This is a genomic window from Streptomyces sp. FXJ1.172 (assembly GCF_001636945.3).
GTDB lineage: Bacteria > Actinomycetota > Actinomycetes > Streptomycetales > Streptomycetaceae > Streptomyces.
In genome coordinates this window covers 2689619-2706748 of sequence record NZ_CP119133.2, presented here as the reverse complement: position 1 = coordinate 2706748, position 17130 = coordinate 2689619, and the positions used below count along the sequence as shown (strand labels likewise).

14 protein-coding genes and 2 pseudogenes are annotated in these 17130 nt (G+C 70.0%); 11 read left to right on the top strand and 5 right to left on the bottom strand.

The window, feature by feature from the left end; all coding sequences use genetic code 11:
• Nucleotides 1–14: 14 nt before the first annotated feature.
• From A6P39_RS12010 to A6P39_RS11980, 8 genes and pseudogenes are all read left to right on the top strand, one after another.
• Nucleotides 15–926: pseudogene (locus A6P39_RS12010) on the top strand (LCP family protein); the annotation flags it as partial.
• Between the two features lie 454 nt (nucleotides 927–1380).
• Nucleotides 1381–1884, top strand: coding sequence for a LytR C-terminal domain-containing protein (locus tag A6P39_RS12005; RefSeq protein WP_331454203.1), 504 nt, complete (start codon nucleotides 1381–1383; stop codon nucleotides 1882–1884).
• Nucleotides 1782–2051: a hypothetical protein gene (locus tag A6P39_RS12000; protein WP_275884000.1), complete on the top strand. Its 270-nt coding sequence runs from the start codon at nucleotides 1782–1784 to the stop codon at nucleotides 2049–2051. Before A6P39_RS12005 ends, A6P39_RS12000 begins: the two co-directional genes overlap by 103 nt.
• Nucleotides 2052–2552: 501 nt before the next feature.
• A complete protein-coding gene (locus A6P39_RS11995) occupies nucleotides 2553–2897 on the top strand; it encodes an STAS domain-containing protein (RefSeq protein ID WP_234378967.1) in 345 nt (114 codons plus the stop codon).
• Nucleotides 2898–2905: 8 nt separating this feature from the next.
• A pseudogene (locus tag A6P39_RS45490) lies at nucleotides 2906–3367 on the top strand (glycosyl hydrolase family 28 protein); the annotation flags it as partial.
• 19 nt (nucleotides 3368–3386) lie between these two features.
• Nucleotides 3387–3713 carry a hypothetical protein gene (locus tag A6P39_RS11990; RefSeq protein ID WP_234378966.1) on the top strand — a complete coding sequence of 109 codons (327 nt, stop codon included), beginning with the start codon at nucleotides 3387–3389 and terminating at the stop codon, nucleotides 3711–3713.
• A gap of 197 nt (nucleotides 3714–3910) precedes the next feature.
• Complete coding sequence (locus tag A6P39_RS11985) at nucleotides 3911–5623, top strand: LCP family protein (RefSeq protein WP_067047841.1); 1713 nt, start codon at nucleotides 3911–3913, stop codon at nucleotides 5621–5623.
• Between the two features lie 48 nt (nucleotides 5624–5671).
• Complete coding sequence (locus A6P39_RS11980; protein WP_267893334.1) at nucleotides 5672–5797, top strand: hypothetical protein; 126 nt, start codon at nucleotides 5672–5674, stop codon at nucleotides 5795–5797.
• Between the two features lie 340 nt (nucleotides 5798–6137).
• Here A6P39_RS11980 and A6P39_RS11975 read toward each other — a convergent pair whose 3' ends face one another.
• Nucleotides 6138–7592, bottom strand: a complete 1455-nt coding sequence (locus tag A6P39_RS11975; RefSeq protein ID WP_067047839.1) for an LCP family protein — start codon at nucleotides 7590–7592, stop codon at nucleotides 6138–6140.
• A gap of 64 nt (nucleotides 7593–7656) precedes the next feature.
• A complete protein-coding gene (locus A6P39_RS11970; protein ID WP_275883845.1) occupies nucleotides 7657–7965 on the bottom strand; it encodes a hypothetical protein in 309 nt (102 codons plus the stop codon).
• Between the two features lie 1114 nt (nucleotides 7966–9079).
• Here A6P39_RS11970 and rodA point away from each other — a divergent pair.
• Nucleotides 9080–10279: a rod shape-determining protein RodA gene (rodA, locus tag A6P39_RS11965; protein ID WP_067047834.1), complete on the top strand. Its 1200-nt coding sequence runs from the start codon at nucleotides 9080–9082 to the stop codon at nucleotides 10277–10279.
• Here rodA and A6P39_RS11960 read toward each other — a convergent pair.
• On the bottom strand, nucleotides 10276–11184 hold the full coding sequence (locus tag A6P39_RS11960) for a hypothetical protein (RefSeq protein WP_067047832.1): 909 nt from the start codon (nucleotides 11182–11184) through the stop codon (nucleotides 10276–10278). The genes rodA and A6P39_RS11960 overlap by 4 nt on opposite strands.
• 123 nt (nucleotides 11185–11307) lie before the next feature.
• Here A6P39_RS11960 and A6P39_RS11955 point away from each other — a divergent pair, with 123 nt between their 5' ends.
• On the top strand, nucleotides 11308–12735 hold the full coding sequence (locus A6P39_RS11955; protein ID WP_079133495.1) for an FtsW/RodA/SpoVE family cell cycle protein: 1428 nt from the start codon (nucleotides 11308–11310) through the stop codon (nucleotides 12733–12735).
• 49 nt (nucleotides 12736–12784) lie between these two features.
• Nucleotides 12785–13180, top strand: a complete 396-nt coding sequence (locus tag A6P39_RS11950) for a sec-independent translocase (protein ID WP_234378963.1) — start codon at nucleotides 12785–12787, stop codon at nucleotides 13178–13180.
• 217 nt (nucleotides 13181–13397) lie between these two features.
• On the opposite strand, the gene A6P39_RS11945 is transcribed toward A6P39_RS11950, so the two are convergent.
• Together A6P39_RS11945 and mgtA are read right to left on the bottom strand one after the other, a co-directional pair.
• Nucleotides 13398–14318, bottom strand: coding sequence for an undecaprenyl-diphosphate phosphatase (locus tag A6P39_RS11945; RefSeq protein WP_067047820.1), 921 nt, complete (start codon nucleotides 14316–14318; stop codon nucleotides 13398–13400).
• Between the two features lie 173 nt (nucleotides 14319–14491).
• On the bottom strand, nucleotides 14492–17119 hold the full coding sequence (mgtA, locus tag A6P39_RS11940; protein ID WP_067047809.1) for a magnesium-translocating P-type ATPase: 2628 nt from the start codon (nucleotides 17117–17119) through the stop codon (nucleotides 14492–14494).
• Nucleotides 17120–17130: the final 11 nt, after the last annotated feature.

The following is a 17130-nucleotide window of genomic DNA, read 5'->3' as shown; positions in this document are numbered from 1 at the left end:
GGCGGCACCGGCCGATGCGTCGGGTGCACCGCCGGAGTGTTCAGCGCGTCCCTGCGAGAAACGCTTGCTACATGCGCAACTGTGCAATCACGGAGCGGATGAGGGGCGACATCCATGCCGTCCAGCCATCGGGTGCCGACGGGGTGGGGGGCCGCCGTCTCACGGCTCCCGGCTCCGCCTGGCGCACGCCGTCCAGGCGCCCAGGTCGCGGCGGCGCACGCGGGCCCCGGTCCGGGCGCGGCGGCCGGATCCGGGCCCTGACCATGGGTCTGTCGCTGCTGGTGCTGGCCGCTGCCGGCGTAGGCCGGATCTGTCTGGGGCTGACCGGGGGCATCGGCACGTTCGATGCGGGAGGCAAGTCCAGCAACCGGCCAGGCGGAGCGAGGAACGGGAAGAACGTCCTGGTCATCGGGTCCGACGCACGCGTCGACGGCAACAATGCGGTGGGCGGGGGCAGCAAGGACGACGTGGGCCGCTCCGACACCGCGTTCCTGCTGCACGTCTACGGCGACCATCGGCACGCCCTCGTCGTGTCGATCCCCCGGGACACACTGGTCACCATCCCGCCGTGCCGCCTGCCCGACGGATCCTGGAGCGCACCGCAACCCGACGCCGTGTTCAACGCGGCCTACTCGGTCGGCCAGACCCGCAAGGGAAGCCCGGCCTGCACCCAGAACACCGTCGAGAACCCGACCGGGCTGCGGGTGGCCCACACGGTCGTCGTCGACTTCAAGGCGTTCGCGAAGCTGACCGAGGCGATCGGCGGCGTGAGTGTGTGCGTCCCTCAGGACGCCTACCAGAACGACCTCAACCCGAACCGCGAGACCCGTGGCTCTCTCCTCTTCCACAAAGGCGTCCAGACCCTGTCCGGGCAGGCGGCTCTCGACTACGTCCGCATCCGGCACGGCATGGGCGACGGCTCCGACATCGGGCACATCAAACGGCAGCAGGCTCTTGTCGCGAGCCTTATCAAGAAGATCAAGAGCGAAGGCATCACCCCGGCGAACCTCCTCCCCGTCGCCGAGGCAGCCACCCAGGCACTCACCGTCGACCCGGGACTGGGCACCGCGGACAGGCTCATCTCCTTCGCCATGACACTGAAGGACATCGACTTGCACAACGTCCGGTTTGTCACCTTGCCCTGCGCTACCAGGGTTCACGCGTTGCCATCGTCCGCCCCGACGCCGACCGGCTCTCGACGGCGCTGCGGGCGGACAGCCCGATCGACGACCGGAACACCGGCCCACGGCACGGACGCCAGCAGCGAAAACCACTGTCGCCCCTACACCGAGCGTCGGCCCGCCGGTCTTCGGACAGGGAACCGCCGTGCGGGTCGACAACGGCACGCCGATCGCCGGCCTCGCCGCGCAGGCGGCCCGGATGCTGAGCGGACTGGGTTTCACGGTCACGGGCATCGGCAAGGTCGGCGAGGACCGGCCCGTCACACTCGTCCGGTACGGCCCAGGCCACCAGGCCGAGGCCGAGACAGTCGCGCGGCTCTTCCCCGGCACACAATCCCAGCCCACCGCCGACCCGGGCGTCACCGTAATCCTCGGCTGGACGAACACCACACCGCCCACACAGCCACCCACACCCGGTCCCGGGCTCGGCTCCAAGGCCGACGGCACCCGCTCCGCCGACGACGACCCGTGCTCCGACCTCTCCTACGGCCGGCCCCCCCACAGCCAGCGTCCGCTCACACAGATGCACCCCAAGAAAGGGTGCATCAGTTGCGCAATAATGAAACCGTTGCAGAACGAGCCGATGGGGAGGGCCGGAACATGCGAGGCGAGTCCACGGCGAAGCATCTGCTGGAAGAACTGGCGACAGCATGCCCCTTACCCGGCCCGGACGACCAGATCCGGCACACCTACCTGCCCGTGATGGTGTCCGACCCCGCCGGATGGCCACGGCCGGGCACCATCACCGCCTGGTGGACAGACCTCTGCGGTACCACCCTGTGCCGCCTGCGCCTGTCCGGCGTCCCGACGCCGCGCTGGGTGCTCTACGACCCAGACCGGATCGCCCTGCTCGTCCAGGACGGCCTCTAGTGGTTCCAACCGGTGAGAAGGCCAGCCGTAGCACAACAGACGAACATCAGCCTGGGGCCGCAATGTCCTGGAAAGGTCCCGGGGAGGGAAAGTGTCCATGCCGCACGGCGACGCTCAACGACACGACGCGAATCTCCGGATGGGAGCCGCAGTGGCCGAGATCGAAGGGCTCTACACAGCCCTGCTGAGAACCAGGTCCTCCGGACGGCGCCAGCGACTGCGGGCCGAACTGGCGCGCGCCGCCGAACGACTTGCGGCGCTCGCGGCCGTTCCGGGTCAGAGACAGGGGATTTCGCCCGTGCCCCGGAGGCGCACGCGCCGGGAACGGCGGAGAGCACTGGCCGAACTGGGCGCAGCGTGGATCATCGAGCGCCACGGACGGAACGGCCACTAACCGATTGGGGGCACTTGATGCCGGATCCCGCACCCACCCCGCCACGCGGACACCGCAGTCTCTGGGAGACCACTCGTGGCAGGCTGCGCCGGTTCGGGCGGCGTACCGTGCGCACGCGGCAGGCAGCCCAGGAGCATGTCGTGGTCCGGTTGTCGGGGGAGATCATCGCGGCAACCGCCGAACGGGTGGACAAGGGCCTGCGCAACGCCCTCCGGACAGATCCGCGCGTTCTGGAGGTGGATCTCCAACGCGTTACCTTCATGACGAGTGACGGTGGCCGCGCCCTCCTCCCCGCACTGCTTGAGGCACGGCAGTACGGCACAAGGGTCATCGTCACCCACGTCGGTGCCCAGGCGCGCGGCACACTTCAACGGCTTGGCCTGAGCGGCATGCTCGACATCCACGAAGGGGACGCACCCGACTACGGCGGGCCAGGCAACCGGACTTCATAACCAAGCGCATGGTTCCCGGGTCATCGCTCGGCAAAGTATGGGTATCCACGGCAACGCACTGCTCGCCGGAGGCGACTTCGGGCCACGTCTCGTACCAGAGCGGCACCGGCTTCACCGCCTGGGGCGTCCGCACCAGGACTCCGGCCACCGCTCGCAACATCGACGGCATCGACCCCAGTGGCGCCACCGACGTGACCATCGCCGACTCGTACATCATGGACGGCGACGACGGCATCGCCATCAAGGGCGGCGGCGCCCCGTCGAAGAACATCACCATCAAGAACAGCCACTTCTACGGCACCCACGGCATCTCCATCGGCTCCGAGACCGCCGCTGGCGTCAGCAACGTCCTGGTCACCGGCAACACGGTCACAGGGGCGGACGCCAACGGCACCGTGAGCGGCAGCAGCGTCGGCCTGCGCATCAAGAGCAGCGGCGTCAACGGCGGCCCGGTCACCCAGGTCACCCACCGGCACGTGCATCACCAACGTGAGGCAGTCCGTGGTCTTCGACACCCACTACGCCTCGGGCAGCGGGCACACCCCTACCTTCACCGACATCGTGGTCAACGGCGTCAGGGCGACCGCGTCGGTCTCCGGCGCCAAGTCCGTGATCAGCGGCTTCGACGCCGCCCACCCCATCGGCCTGACGCTCCTGAACGTCTCCCTCGACGCCAACACCACGACCGCACAGTACGCCGAGATCGGCCTGCACAACTCGACCGTCCACCCGACCGGCCCCGGTGTGACCACCACCTCTGTCAGCGCCACCGGCTCGGTCCCCACCTGCGCGTTCGCTGCCTACCCCATGCTGTAGCCCGAGCCGTGGTCACGGACTTCGGCGGAGTCGGATTCCATGGCATCTCTCGTCGTGTGCATCCAGCCGGGCATTGCGGAGGACCGAGGTTCGTTTGCTAGATTGCGCAACTAATTAATCACCGGTGCCTCACGTCGCTTGACGGATTCGGACGCCGCCGACGGCGTCCTGGGCCTGACCGTTTGTGGGAGTGGTAGATGCCTGACCTGCGGGAGGGCTCCACCGGCCGTGCCACTCGCCGCCGTGGCACCCAGGTGCCCCGCCAGCGTACGGACGGGCCCTCCGGCGGTCGTCCGACCGGCCGGGCCGCCGCGCGGGCGGCGGCCTCCCGATCCGTCGGCCGGGGAGGCGCACGGCGCCGTGTCCGGCCGGCGAGCCGGGGCAGGCGGGTACTGCGGGCGGCCGGGATATGCCTGGCTCTCGTGGTGCTGGCGGCGGGTGGTGCCGGGTGGTGGTTCTACCAGCACTTGAACGGCAACATCACGAGTGTCTCGCTCGACGGCAAGGGTGGCAGCGAGAAGGCGGACGCCTTCGGCCGTACCCCGATCAACATCCTGGTGATCGGCTCGGACGGCCGTACCAGCGCGGAGGACTGCAAGCTGGGCGGTGGCTGTTCGCAGACCGGTGTGCAGTCCGGCAACGGGAACGCGGACGTGGAGATGGTCGTGCACATCGCCGCGGACCGCTCCAACGCCACCGTGATGAGCATCCCCCGCGACACGATGACCAACGTCCCGGCCTGCAAGGACAGCGCGAGTGGCACCTCCACGTCCGGCTACTACGGCCAGATCAACAGCGCCCTCTCCTACGGCCCGGCCTGCCAGGTGGCCACCATCCACCAGCTGACCGGCATCCCCATCGACCACTTCGTCAAGCTCGACTTCGCCGGTGTGGTGAGTATGTCCGACGCGGTGGGCGGGGTGTCGGTCTGCGTCAGCGACAACGTGTATGACACCTACTCACACCTGAAGCTGTCCAAAGGCACCCACACCCTCAAGGGCGTGGGGGCACTGGAGTTCGTCCGCTCCCGGCACGGTTTCGGCGACGGCAGCGACCTCGGTCGTACCGTCTCCCAGCACCTCTTCCTCGGCTCGATGATCCGCAAGTTCAAGAGTGCCGGCACACTGACCGATCCCACGGCGGTCTACGACCTGGCCAACGCGGCCACCAAGGCCCTCACCGTCGACGACGGCCTGGGCAGCATCAGCAAACTGGCGGGCCTAGCCTCCGACGTGAACAAGGTCCCCTCGCACCGCATCACCTTCACCACCATGCAGACCGCCCCCGACCCCGCCAACAAAGACCGAGTGGTGCCAGGCGCCGGGGCGAAGTCACTGTTCGCGACCATCGCCAACGACCAGTCCCTGACCGACGACTCGGGCAAGAAGTCCACGACGGCCACCGCCACCGCCTCCCCCCAGACGGTCGACCCCTCCCGGATCGCCGTGAAGATCGAGAACGGCACCGGCACCAGCCAGCCACGCGCCTCCGAACTCGCCACCGCCCTGACCAGCAAGGGCTTCGGCTCGGGCACGACCACGGCGAACGCCCCCAGCACCACGACAACCACGGCCCTCACCTACGGCGCTGGCCAGAAACCCCAGGCCCAGACTGTGGCCAAGGCGCTCGGCCTTCCGTCTTCACACCTGAAGCAGGGCAGTACCGACGGCCTGACCTTGGTGATCGGCAGCGACTGGCCCAGCGGCACCACCTACCCCAGCGGCAGTACCTCCTCTCCCGCGCCCGCCGACACCCATGCTGCGGTCTCCAACGCCCATGCGGAGACCGCCGACCAGCCCAAGAGCTGCGCCCAGGTCAGCCCGTACAAGACCGTCCAGCTGAACGGCGTCCCCATGACCCCCGCCCAGGCGTACGCCGCCGCCACCAACCAGCCCGACTCGGACACCTGAGCCACAGGCATCAGAGCACCGCAACTTGAAAGGCCATAGGTACACACGATGACCCAGCCCCATGACATGGCCGCGCCGCTCCTGGCCGGCGGTGGGCTCCGGATCGTCCTCGTCGTCGCGCTGTTAGGCGTCGCGGCAACCGCGGCGGTCCTGCTGCGCGCTTACCGCAAGTAGAACTACCGTCACGCAGGCCATCGGAACACCACCCGGGGAGGCCCAGCAAACAGTCTGGCGTGGTGAGGAGGGGATAGCGTCGTACGTCTCGCACAGTTTCTCCGTCGGCCGGCGGTCGGGGCGACGGTGAGGTGGTGGGGCGGCTCGCCGATGTCATCGTGCGGCTACGGGGGTGGGAGCGCCTCCCCCTGCTGCACTCGTCGCTGCCGTGAACTCTCCCGTGCCCATAACGGCGTTCCATGACCGCGTACAGAAGGCCGTGCGGGCCTGGTGGGCGCCCTGCGGGCGGCTCCATCGACCGCCCCTCTCCGGCCCGCACGGCTACGCCACCGGGCACGGGTCAGTTGACGCAGGGCACACCGCCCGCCTTCACGGCCGGGCCCGAGTCGTCCGCTGTTGCCGTGCCCGAAGCAGAAGCAGTCGGGGACGGTGTCGGGGCAGGAACTGCCTGACCGAGGGACGTGTAGTCCTCGCCGAGGGTAACGACGACATGACCTGCGTGCACGGCCGGACCGGGCGTGGGGATGCCGGCGTGGAGCCGGCCGGCGATCTGCTGGGCCGCCTGCTGTGCCCCGTCGCCGTAGCGGACGGTGGTCGTGGACTGCGTAGCGGTGTTGCCCGTCGTACCGGCTGCGTAGCCAAGTTTGACCAGGGACGACAGTGTCTCGGAAGCAAGGCCGCGAGCGCCATTGCCGTTGACGACATCCACGGTGGCATTGAAAACCGCGGTGGTGTCGGCCGTGGGTGACGCAGAAGCGGCCGCACCGAATGCTTGCTGCACGATCGACTTGATCTTCTGCGGATCCACGAGGTTGACGTCCTCGCGGTTGCGGATCCCGAAGCCCTCGATGGGCAGGGTGTGGAACACGACGTTCCCACCGGTGAGGTCTGGGGCCTGCTGCGCGAAGTCGAGGACGTTCCAGCTGCTGTCCAGGACGACGTCCTTCTTCACGACGTCGAACAGCCCCTGGAGCTTGGACGGGCTGCCCCAGACGCCCTCGGTCTTGAGCTGGTGCGTGACCGTGGAGATGAACGCCTGCTGCCGGCGTGTACGGTCCAGGTCACCGGCGTCCAGCCCGTGCCGCTGGCGCACGAAGGCCAATGCCTGACGGGCGTTCAGCTTCTGCACGCCGGCGGGGAAGTCGGCACCCGAATACCGGTCCTTGACCGGGCGCTTGAGGCAGACCGTGATGGGTTGAAGGACCTTGGCGATGTCGTAGAAGCCGAGGAGGTTGACCTCGGCGAAGTGGTCGATGGGCACGCCAGTGAACTGCTGCACCGTCGCCAGCGTCGCCTCCCGGCCGGCCTCACGGCTCTTCGCTTCCAGATCCGCACCCTTGACGCCCTGGGCGGCGTACTTGTCCTGGGCAGTGGTGTACGCGTTGGCGTACGCCTCCTTGATCTTGAAGTGGCCTTGGACCGAGCCGTCGCCGTTCAGGGTCTGCACGTAGTCGTCGCGCGGGATGGAGAACGCCTGCACCTTGCCGCCGTTCGCGGGGATGTGTATGAGGATCAGGGTGTTGGTGTTGTAGTAGCCGATGTCGCTCGACCCGGCGTGGAGCTCGGTCTGCACGAACTGCCGTGGCAGGTTGTTGCCGTTCATGTCCTTGCGTGAGTCGAGACCTATGAGCAGCAGGTTGACCGAGTTGTCCAGGTGTCGGGGCGCCTTGCCGCGGACCGCGTCGAGCGCGTCGGAGGTGGTCAGGCCATGCGTCAGGGACCGGTAGGCGTACCAGGTCGCACCGCAGCCGAGCAGCAGAGCCGCCGATACCGTCCATGTCGCCACACGCAACATGACAAGCCAGGGCGCCCTGCGTCCGCGTGTGACGGCGGCCGAGTACGGACGGTGTCGCATGCTCTCAGGCACGATCCCTCCTGTTCACCCCGTACCGGAGCACGGCCGCCGCCAGGGCCACGATGACCACCGCGCACTCCGCCGCGGCCATCGCCGGGAACACCGCCACGGCCCACCGCACCAGCCGCGTGGTCAGCGGGCCATGCGCCGTCAGCACCGTCCCCGCCGTGACAACGGCCACAGCAAGGGCCGGTAGCGGCGCCACCAGACCCAGGACGCGGCGACGAACCGCTGCCAGGGCCGCGAGCAGGGCTCCCGCCGTCGCTCCGATCGCCAGCCCCCAGCCGGGCTCCCGGCCGACCAAGTGGTCCACTCCGTTCCCCAGGAGCAACGGTCCCAGCAGCATCGCTGCGATGGCCCCGACCCCGGGCCGACGCACAGGCAGTGTGCCGACCCCGCCGCGCTGTGAGCGTTGTGCACGGGGCGCGCCAGCGGACGGCGTCCGCTCTCTGGACAGCCCCTGCTGGACCACCCGGCCCTGCGTCACAGAGCTGTGCTGCCCCTGCGCTCCGATGGCGCCGGTGACGCGTTCCTGCTGATGGCGCATACGCTCGCTCTCGCTCATCTCGACGCGGGGCAAGACGGCTGATTCCGGAGTGTCGCCCCGACTGCTACCAGTGAGACGAAGAAGCAGCCCCGATAGTTGCACAGTCGCGCAAACAGGCAAGTATCTGACCTGGGTGGTCTTTGGGGTGTCAGGCGATGGAGGGGCGCGACTGCTGCGCCCGGAACCGAGCGACCTCGTCGGCAATGAGTGCACGGGGCGACCACAGTCGTGCTCCGAGCTGGCGGGGGCCGCAGTCCATGCGGTCCAGCGTTACCCAGAGTGCGGGACGGACGCATTGATCGCAAGACTGAGACTGCGCGGCACTTCCGCCCGAGTACATGCGAGAACGACAGGCCCTAGCGAACCCGTCAGGATTACGGAGGGGTGGTCTCCCGAGTCGGGCATCCTGCGGCGGAAGCTGCCGCGCCCCCGAAGCTTGCGGATCGCCAAGCCGAGCCGACCGGCGATCTCGCGGTCACGGACGTTGGCCACGTGCTGATGGATCACGGCCGCTCGAGGGCGCTGTGGCCCATTCTGCTCGGGGTTACTGCAGGACCCCCGGCCGCGCGCGAGATGATCAGCGCCAGGGACCGCAGCAGGTCTGTTGCCTCAAGTACCGTCCCGCAGGCGCAGGCGCAGGCGCAGGCGCAGGCGCAGGCGCAGGCGCAGGTACGGTACACCGCCGCACAGCCCCGCCAGAACGAAACCAGCGCGCACGAGGCCGGGACACCGCGGCGTCGTCGTCGACCACAACACCGATCTGCTCCGCATCATCCCGGCCCCAGGGGACCGGCGCTTCCGGCTAGTTCATTTGCTGCCTTACGCAAGTGCGCAGTTAGGATTTCCGGCACGGACAGCGGGACAGCCGGAGGCAGCCGAGGTGACCAGCGTGAAGAGCTTCTCCGTCTCGGCGTACGGGCCCGAGCGGTCCCGGTGGAGGCGGCTCCTCGCGCGGGACTCGCCGGTGCGCCGGCTGGACTGGCCGATACTGCTGTCGGCGCTCGCGCTGTCGTTCATCGGCTCGCTGCTCGTCTACTCCGCGACGCGCAACCGCACCGCGATCAATCAGGGCGACCCGTACTACTTCCTCGTCCGGCACCTGATGAACCTCGGCATCGGGTTCGCCCTGATGATCGGCACCCTCTGGCTGGGCCACCGCGCCCTGCGCAACGCCGTGCCGATCCTCTACGGGGTCTCCGTCCTCGGCGTGCTGCTGGTGCTTACCCCGCTCGGTGCCACCATCAACGGCAACCGCAACTGGATCGTGCTGGGCGGCGGATTCTCGCTGCAGCCCTCGGAGTTCGTAAAGGTCTCGATCGTCCTGGGCATGGCGATGCTGCTGTCCGCGCGGGTCGACGCGGGCGACCGGACGTATCCCGACAGCCGTACCGTGATCCAGGCGCTGGGGCTGGCCGCCGTACCGATCATGGTCGTGATGATGATGCCCGACCTCGGCTCGACGATGGTCATGGCCGTCACCATCCTCGGCGTCCTGCTCGCCTCGGGCGCGTCCAACCGGTGGATCTTCGGGCTGCTCACCGTCGGGGTCGCGGGCGCCGTCGCGGTGTGGCAGCTCCATCTGCTGGACACGTACCAGATCAACCGGTTCGCGGCCTTCGCCGACCCGAATCTGGACCCCTCCGGCGTCGGCTACAACACCAACCAGGCCAGGATCGCCATCGGCTCCGGTGGGCTGACCGGGCAGGGGCTCTTCCACGGGGCGCAGACCACCGGACAGTTCGTGCCGGAGCAGCAGACGGACTTCGTGTTCACGGTCGCGGGGGAGGAGCTGGGCTTCGTCGGCAGCGCCCTGATCATCGCGCTGATCGGGGTCATCCTGTGGCGGGCCTGCCGGATCGCGCGCGAGGCGACCGAGCTGTACAGCACGATCGTCGCCGCCGGGATCGTCGCCTGGTTCTCCTTCCAGTCCTTCGAGAACATCGGCATGGCCCTCGGCATCATGCCGGTGGCGGGCATCCCGCTGCCGTTCGTCTCCTACGGCGGCTCGTCCATGTTCGCCGTGTGGGTGGCCATAGGGCTGCTTCAGTCGATAAAGCTCCAGCGGCCCCTGCAGGCTTAGCCCAGCGCCACCGCCACCGTCCCGGTGCGCCCGGGACCGGATGCGGTGTGCGTCCAGCCCCGGTCCGAGGCGGTGCTGGACCAGCGCCGGCCGTCGAACGTCACCGATGTGGCGTGCAGTTCGGTGGCATGGCAGACCAGCCACAGGGCGAGGGACCAGCCCGTGGAAGCCTGACCGGTCGCGATCGGGTAGCTGACGCTGTCGCCGCTGGTCGCAGGCAGGGCGGCGGGTGCGTCACCGAACTCCCGCCGGACTGCTGCCGCGACGCCGCCACCGTCACCGGTCGCGCTCACGGCGTCCGCCGTACCGCTTCCTGCGGCGGAGGGGGTTGGACCGGCCCCGCTCACCGTGCAGTTCAGTGCCGGCCCTTCCCGCCCCGTCAGCACGTCGGCGAGTGTCGCCGCCGTGTCCTCGTGCTGGGCGTACGCCTCGGGGTAGCCGCTGTGCTGGACCTGCTGCGCGGCTTCGGTGACGGGGAGGCTGAGGTAGTCCGGCACCTTGACCAGGGCGTCGAAGAACCTGCCTGACGCGTAGGCGGGGTCGCGGATCTGTGTGGGGCTGCCCCAGCCCTGGGACGGGCGCTGCTGGAAGAGGCCGAGGGAGTCGCGGTCCCCGTAGGTGAGGTTGCGGAGTTTGGACTCCTGGATTGCGGTCGCCAGGGCGATGGTGACGGCCCGTTTCGGTAGGCCGCGTGCGTGGGCCACGGCCGCGATGGTCGCGGCGTGGGACGCCTGGTCCAGGTCGAGCGTGACCGTCGTGCCGTCCGGGCCGTGCGCCGTGCACTCATCGGGAGTCGTCGAGCGGATGGACCGGACGGCGAGATAGCTCACGAGCGCCAGGACCACGCTCACCCCGACCACCACCACAGGCCACGCCTTGCGGCGCCCCCTCCTGCGTGCCGCCACGCCGACCCTCCTCTTACCTGGCCTCGACTACAGTTCAGTTGCGTTGTTGCGCAACCATATAACCCGGTTGGCTGAGTCCCGGTGCGGGATTCGAGGGGGGTGGACCCGATCGAGGGGGAAGGCATGACTGGTCGGCGTGGACCGGCGAAACTGGCCGTGCGGCCGGGCCGGTCAGGACGCCTGAGCGACCGAAACCTGGAGCTGGTCCTCCTGCTCGGCGCGGTCCTCATCTGCTGCTACGGCTATGCCGAGACGGCCCTCGCCGTCAGCGGCAAGCTGCCGCCGAGTATGGCGCTGACGTGCCTGGCGGCGGCCGTACTGCCCGTGGTGTGCCATGTCGCCGTACGCCGGTTCGCGCCCAACGCCGATCCGCTGATCCTCCCCCTGGCCACGCTGCTCAGCGGTCTGGGTCTCGTCCTCATTCACCGGCTCGACCTCGCCTACGCGGCCCACTACCGTCACGCGACGGCTGCGGCGTCCGGGCAGCTGATGTGGTGCGGCATCGCGGTGGTGGTGTTCGCCGCGGCGGTGGCGCTGCTGCGGGACCACCGCAGGCTGCAGCGTTATCCGTACGTCACGATCGCCCTGGGCATGGTCCTGCTGATGGCGCCGGCCTTCTATCCCGGCGACGTCTACGGTGCCAAACGGTGGATCTTCATCGGGCCACTGTCCTTCCAGCCCGGCGAGTTCGTGAAGATCGTCATCGTGGTGTTCTTCGCCGGGTACCTGACCATGCGCCGGGACGCCCTCGCGCTCGCCGGCCGACGCCTCATGGGCATGTACCTGCCGCGCGGGCGGCAGCTCGGCCCGGTCGCGGCCGTGTGGATCCTCAGCCTGCTCGTCCTGGTCTTCGAGCGGGACCTCGGCACCTCGCTGATCTTCTTCGGCCTCTTCGTGATCATGCTGTACGTCGCCACCGAGCGGACCAGCTGGGTGGTGTTCGGCGTCGCGATGTTCGCCGTCGGCGCCTTCGTTGTCGGCTCCTTCGAACCGCACGTCCACGGCCGCGTGGTCGCCTGGCTGCACCCGATGGACATCTTCCTCCCGCCCGACAAGCGCCCGCCGGGACTGATCTCGGACCAGGCCGCCCAGGCCCTGTTCAGCTTCGGCTCCGGCGGCATCCTGGGCAGCGGCCTCGGCGAGGGCCATCCGGAGCTCATCGGCTTCGCCGGGCGCAGCGACTTCATCCTCACCACCGTTGGCGAGGAACTGGGCCTGGTCGGGGTGACGCTGGTCATCCTGCTCTACGCGCTGCTCGCCGAGCGCGGCCTGCGGACGGCCCTGACGGTCACCGACCCGTTCGGCAAGCTGCTCGCCGGCGGTCTGGCCACGGCCTTGGTGCTGCAGGTCTTCGTCGTATGCGGCGGTGTCACCGGGCTGATCCCGCTCACCGGCAAGGCGCTTCCGTTCCTTGCCCAGGGCGGCTCGTCGATGGTCGCCAACTGGTTGCTGGTCGCCGTCCTGATCAAGGTCAGCGACACCGCCCGCCGGCCCCCGCCGGTCGCGGCAGCGGACGTCAGCGCCGCCGAGACCCAATTGGTACGGCCGTGAGCCCGGCATCCCCTTCGGTCACAGAGCGGAGGCACCGATTTTGTTCGATGTGAGCCCCTTGGACCTGCTCGTCCTGGGGATCATGATCATCCTGCTCTTCGGCCCCGACAAGCTGCCCGAGGTCATACAGAAGGTGACCGGGTTCCTGCGGAAGGTCCGCGCGTTCTCCGAGGCTGCCAAGGAGGACGTCCGCTCGGAACTAGGTCCGGAGTTCAAGGACCTGCACCCGGAGGACCTGCACCCGAAGACGTTCGTTCGCAAGCACCTTCTCGACGGCGACGGCGACGGCCTTGGGATCGAGGAGATCCGCTCCGCCCTGGACCCGAGGGCGGAGTTGGCGGAACTGGCCGACGCGGTGAACGGCGAGACAACCGGGAGCGGGGCGAGCCGGACAGCCTCGCGGGAGCAGGCCCCCGCGCACGCCTACGATCCCGACACCACCTGAGCCACAACGAGCGGTCAGGGATACGGCTGAGGGCCGGTCCGTCGCCCGACGGCGAACGTGCCGACCGCCCTCCGCTGGAGGGCGGTCGCACAGGCCCCTCCGCCCGAGGAGGAACGCGTGCCCGTCGCCCCGCCTGGCAGCCGCCCCCACACCGGGACGTCCCTCACCCCGGCGTGGACCAGCCGACCCCCCCGGCCGGGCTTGAGGCAGACGCCCCTTACGCCATCGTGAAGTACGCGAGGCTGCCCAGCCCGGCCACCGAGCAGTAGATGGCGAACGGGATGAGGGTGCGGTTCTCGAAGTAGCGGACGAGGTAGCGGGTGGCGAGGTAGGCCGCCACGAAGGCGGCGACGCTGCCGGCCAACAGCGGACCGCGCAGGCCGTTGCCCTGGGAACCGAGCAGTGGCGGCAGCTTGAGCAGTGCGGCTCCGCCGATCACCGGCGTGGCGAGCAGGAACGCGAAGCGGGCGGAGTCCTCGTGGCCCAGGCCCTTGAAGATCCCTGCGCTGATCGTGGAGCCGGAGCGGCTGATGCCAGGGAACAGGGCGAGGATCTGGGCCGCCCCGATCGTCACGGCCTGCCGGATCGTCATCCGGGTTATCCGCAGGTCCGACTGCTCATCCGCCGACAGATGCTCCTCCCCGGGGACGGTCACGGCCCCGGCCCGCCTGCGGCCGGTGCCGCCGCGCCGCAGCTGCTCGGTGACGAAGAGCACGATGCCGTTGAGCGCCAGGAAGATCGCGGTCGGGACGGGCTTCCCGAGCGTCGTGCGGAACACCTTGTCGAGCGCGACGCCGGCGACCGCGACCGGAATGCACGCGCTGACGATCAGCCAGGCGAGCCGCTGGTCCACGGTCTCGATCCGGCGCTGGGTGACCGACGTCGCGAGACCCCGGATCACGCGGACCCAGTCCCGCCAGAAGTAGACGACGAGCGCGAGCGCGGTGGCCAGGTGGAGGCCGACCAGCTCGTTGAGGTAGAGGGAGCCGTCGGCGGAGACGTCCAGGTCGTGCTTCCAGTGGCCGCCGAGCAACGCGGGGATCAGGATGCTGTGCCCCAGGCTGGAGACGGGAAACAGTTCGGTGACGCCTTGCAGCAGGCCCACGCCCACGGCTTCGGGATAGGTCAGAACGGACATCGGGCGGCCTTCGTCTCCAAGTGCGCGAGGGGGCGGAACCGCGGACCACGCGCACGGCGCGGCCCGGCCGCGCAAGGTACTACAGGCGGGCAAGAAACCGGACAGGCCACCCGAAGCGCCCGGCTCACACTGCTTCCGCTTGCGGACGCCGACACTCGGACCAGTGCCAGGAATTACCCGGCTACGCCCCGATTATCTCCATCGAGCAGGTTGCGTTCGTGGTGCTTGCGGGCCAGGACAAGCCCGGCGGCGTAGAGCGCGAGGACGATGGTGAGAAGCAGGTAATACTCCAGCGGGGGCGTGGTGAGGCCGAGTGGCGGGCCGATGGGGGAGGGCGGCAGCACCAGGCCGATGACCGCGAGGGCGGCCGCGGTCCAGCCGACCGGGCCCGGCGGGCGGTCCTGGAACAGCCGGCGTCCGGTGCGCAGCAGCAGCATCACCAGAGCCTGGGTGATCAGGTTCTCGGTGAACCAGCCGGAGTGGAAGACCGTCTCGTCCTCGGCCGGGCTCGCGCCGCGCAGGGAGAGGGCCAGGGCGGCGAAGGTGGCGAGGTCGGCTGCCGCGTTGAGGACGCCGAACCCGGTGATGAAGCGCAGCAGGGCGCGCGGGTCGAGCGCGGCAGGGCGGCGCAGCAGGGCCGGGTGGGGGCGGTCGTAGGCGAAGGCGAGTTGCACGGTGTCGAAGCACAGGTTCTGCACCAGCACCTGCGCCGGGAGCATCGGCAGGAAGGGCAGCAGCAGGCCGGCTGCGAGCATCGCGATGACGTTGCCGACGTTGGACGACAGGGTGATGCGCAGATACGTGGCGATGTTGCCGCCGCTGTGCCGGCCCGCGGAGATGGCGTGGCCGATAGCGGTGAGGTCCTTCTCGCCGAGCACCACGTCGGCGCTCTCGCGGGCCACGTCGGTGGCGTCGCGCGGGGCGATGCCGACGTCGGCCGCCCACAGCGCGGACACGTCGTTGACCCCGTCCCCGAGGAAGCCGACCGTGTGCCCGCCGGTGCGCAGCGCGGCGCTGATCCGCGCCTTGTGCTCAGGAGTGCAGCGGGCGAACACCGTCGTACGGGTGGCGAGTTCGGCGAGTTCGGTGTCGGTCAGGGTGTCGGTGTGCTCGGCGGTGAGAACGGCGTCCGCGCTCAGCTCGATGCCCAGGTCGCGGCAGGCCCGGGCCGCGGTGCCGGGGTGGTCGCCGGTAAGGATCTTGACGGTGACGCCGTGCGCGGCGAACGCGGCGAGGGCGGGCGCCGCCGTGGGCGCGAGGGCGTCGCGCAGGGTGACGAAGCCGCGGAAGTCCAGGCCGCGTTCGTCGGCCGGGGTGTAGTCGCGCAGCCGGGCCGGGCGGTCGGCGGTGGCGACCGCCAGCACTCGCAGCCCGTCGCGCGCGGCCCGGTCCGCAAGGTCCGCCAGGCTTCGCGCCTCCTCCGGCTCCAGGGCGCAACGCTCCAGGACGGTCTCCACGGCGCCCTTGACGACGAGCGTGTGCGAGCCCAGTCGGCCGGGGGTGCGCACCACGGCCGTGGCCAGCCGGCGCACGGGATCGAAAGGGAGCGCCGCGACCCCGTCGTACGCCATGAGGTCGTCCTCGTCCGCCGCGTCCAGGACCGCCTCGTCCAGGGCATCGGGCTCGGGCAGCTCGGCGAGCTGAAGGGTCCACCAGGCGTTGACGGCGGCCCAGCGCACCACCTCGGGATCGTCGGCACCGGCCGCGTCCAGGCCCCGCTCGACCACCGGCCGGTCCTGGGTGAGGGTGCCTGTCTTGTCCAGGCACAGCACATCGACCGCGCCCAGGTCGTGCAGGGCCGGGAGCCGTTTGACGATCACCCCGTGCGTGCGGGTCAGCAGCGTCGCCCCGCGCGCCAGGCAGGTGGTGACGACGACCGGCAGCATCTCCGGCGTCAGCCCCACCGCCACCGCCACCGCGAACGGCAGAGTCTCCAGACCGCGGTCGCGCAGTGCCGCGTTGGTCATCAGCACCAGCGGCGGGGTGAGCAGCATGAACCGGATCAGGATCCACGAGATGCCATGCACGGACCGGTCGAAGGCGCTCGGTTCGCGCTGCCCGAGTGAGCGGTCGTGGGCGGCCGCGAACCGGGTGCGCCCGCCGGTGGCCACCACCACGGCGGTGCCGCTGCCGGTGGCGACGCTGCTGCCCTGGAAGCACAGCTGCGGCTGCTCGAACACGGCGGTGCCGGCCGGCCCGGCGACGTCGGCTGCGTGCTTCGGGACCGGGGCCGACTCCCCGGTCAGCGCCGACTGGTGCACGGTCAGGCCCCTCGCGCGCAGCAGGCGTACGTCGGCCGGGACCAGGTCGCCCGGGCCGAGCTGGACGATGTCGCCGGGGACCAGGTCCTCCACCGGGATCTCCCGGGCGACGGGTGCCGCGCCCTCGTCGGCCCGACGCAGCACGGTGGAAGTGGTGGCGACCAGGTCGCGCAGGTGGGCCATGGACCGGTCGGCGCGGTGCTCGCCGGAGGCTCGCAGCACGGTGCTGGTCACGACCAGCACGAGGATCACACAGGCGGTGGACCAAGCGGACACGGCCGCGGAAACCACGGCGAGGCAGAGCAGTACCGCGGTGAAGGGGTCGCGCAGGCTGCGCAGCAGCAGGAGCGGCCAGGAGGCGTCCTTGCGGGCGGGCAGCGTGTTGACCCCGAAGCGAGCCAAGCGCAGCGCGGCCTCGTCCTCCGTCAGCCCGCGCGGCCCGGTGTCCAGCCGCCGCAGCACCTGCAGTGCCGTGCCCGCGTCCGACGTTCCGGCGGCCGTCCGCGCAGCGGTGCCGCCCGGCGCGCGCGTGCCCGGCACGACCCCGGACT

Bases quoted from the DNA above. Each gene is read 5' to 3' on its own strand.
- A6P39_RS12000 (WP_275884000.1), top strand. From the start codon at position 1,782: ATGCGAGGCGAGTCCACGGCGAAGCATCTGCTGGAAGAACTGGCGACA.
- A6P39_RS11945 (WP_067047820.1), bottom strand. From the start codon at position 14,318: ATGTCCGTTCTGACCTATCCCGAAGCCGTGGGCGTGGGCCTGCTGCAA.
- A6P39_RS11985 (WP_067047841.1), top strand. From the start codon at position 3,911: ATGCCTGACCTGCGGGAGGGCTCCACCGGCCGTGCCACTCGCCGCCGT.
- A6P39_RS11980 (WP_267893334.1), top strand. From the start codon at position 5,672: ATGACCCAGCCCCATGACATGGCCGCGCCGCTCCTGGCCGGCGGTGGG.
- A6P39_RS12005 (WP_331454203.1), top strand. From the start codon at position 1,381: ATGCTGAGCGGACTGGGTTTCACGGTCACGGGCATCGGCAAGGTCGGC.
- A6P39_RS11955 (WP_079133495.1), top strand. From the start codon at position 11,308: ATGACTGGTCGGCGTGGACCGGCGAAACTGGCCGTGCGGCCGGGCCGG.
- A6P39_RS11975 (WP_067047839.1), bottom strand. From the start codon at position 7,592: ATGTTGCGTGTGGCGACATGGACGGTATCGGCGGCTCTGCTGCTCGGC.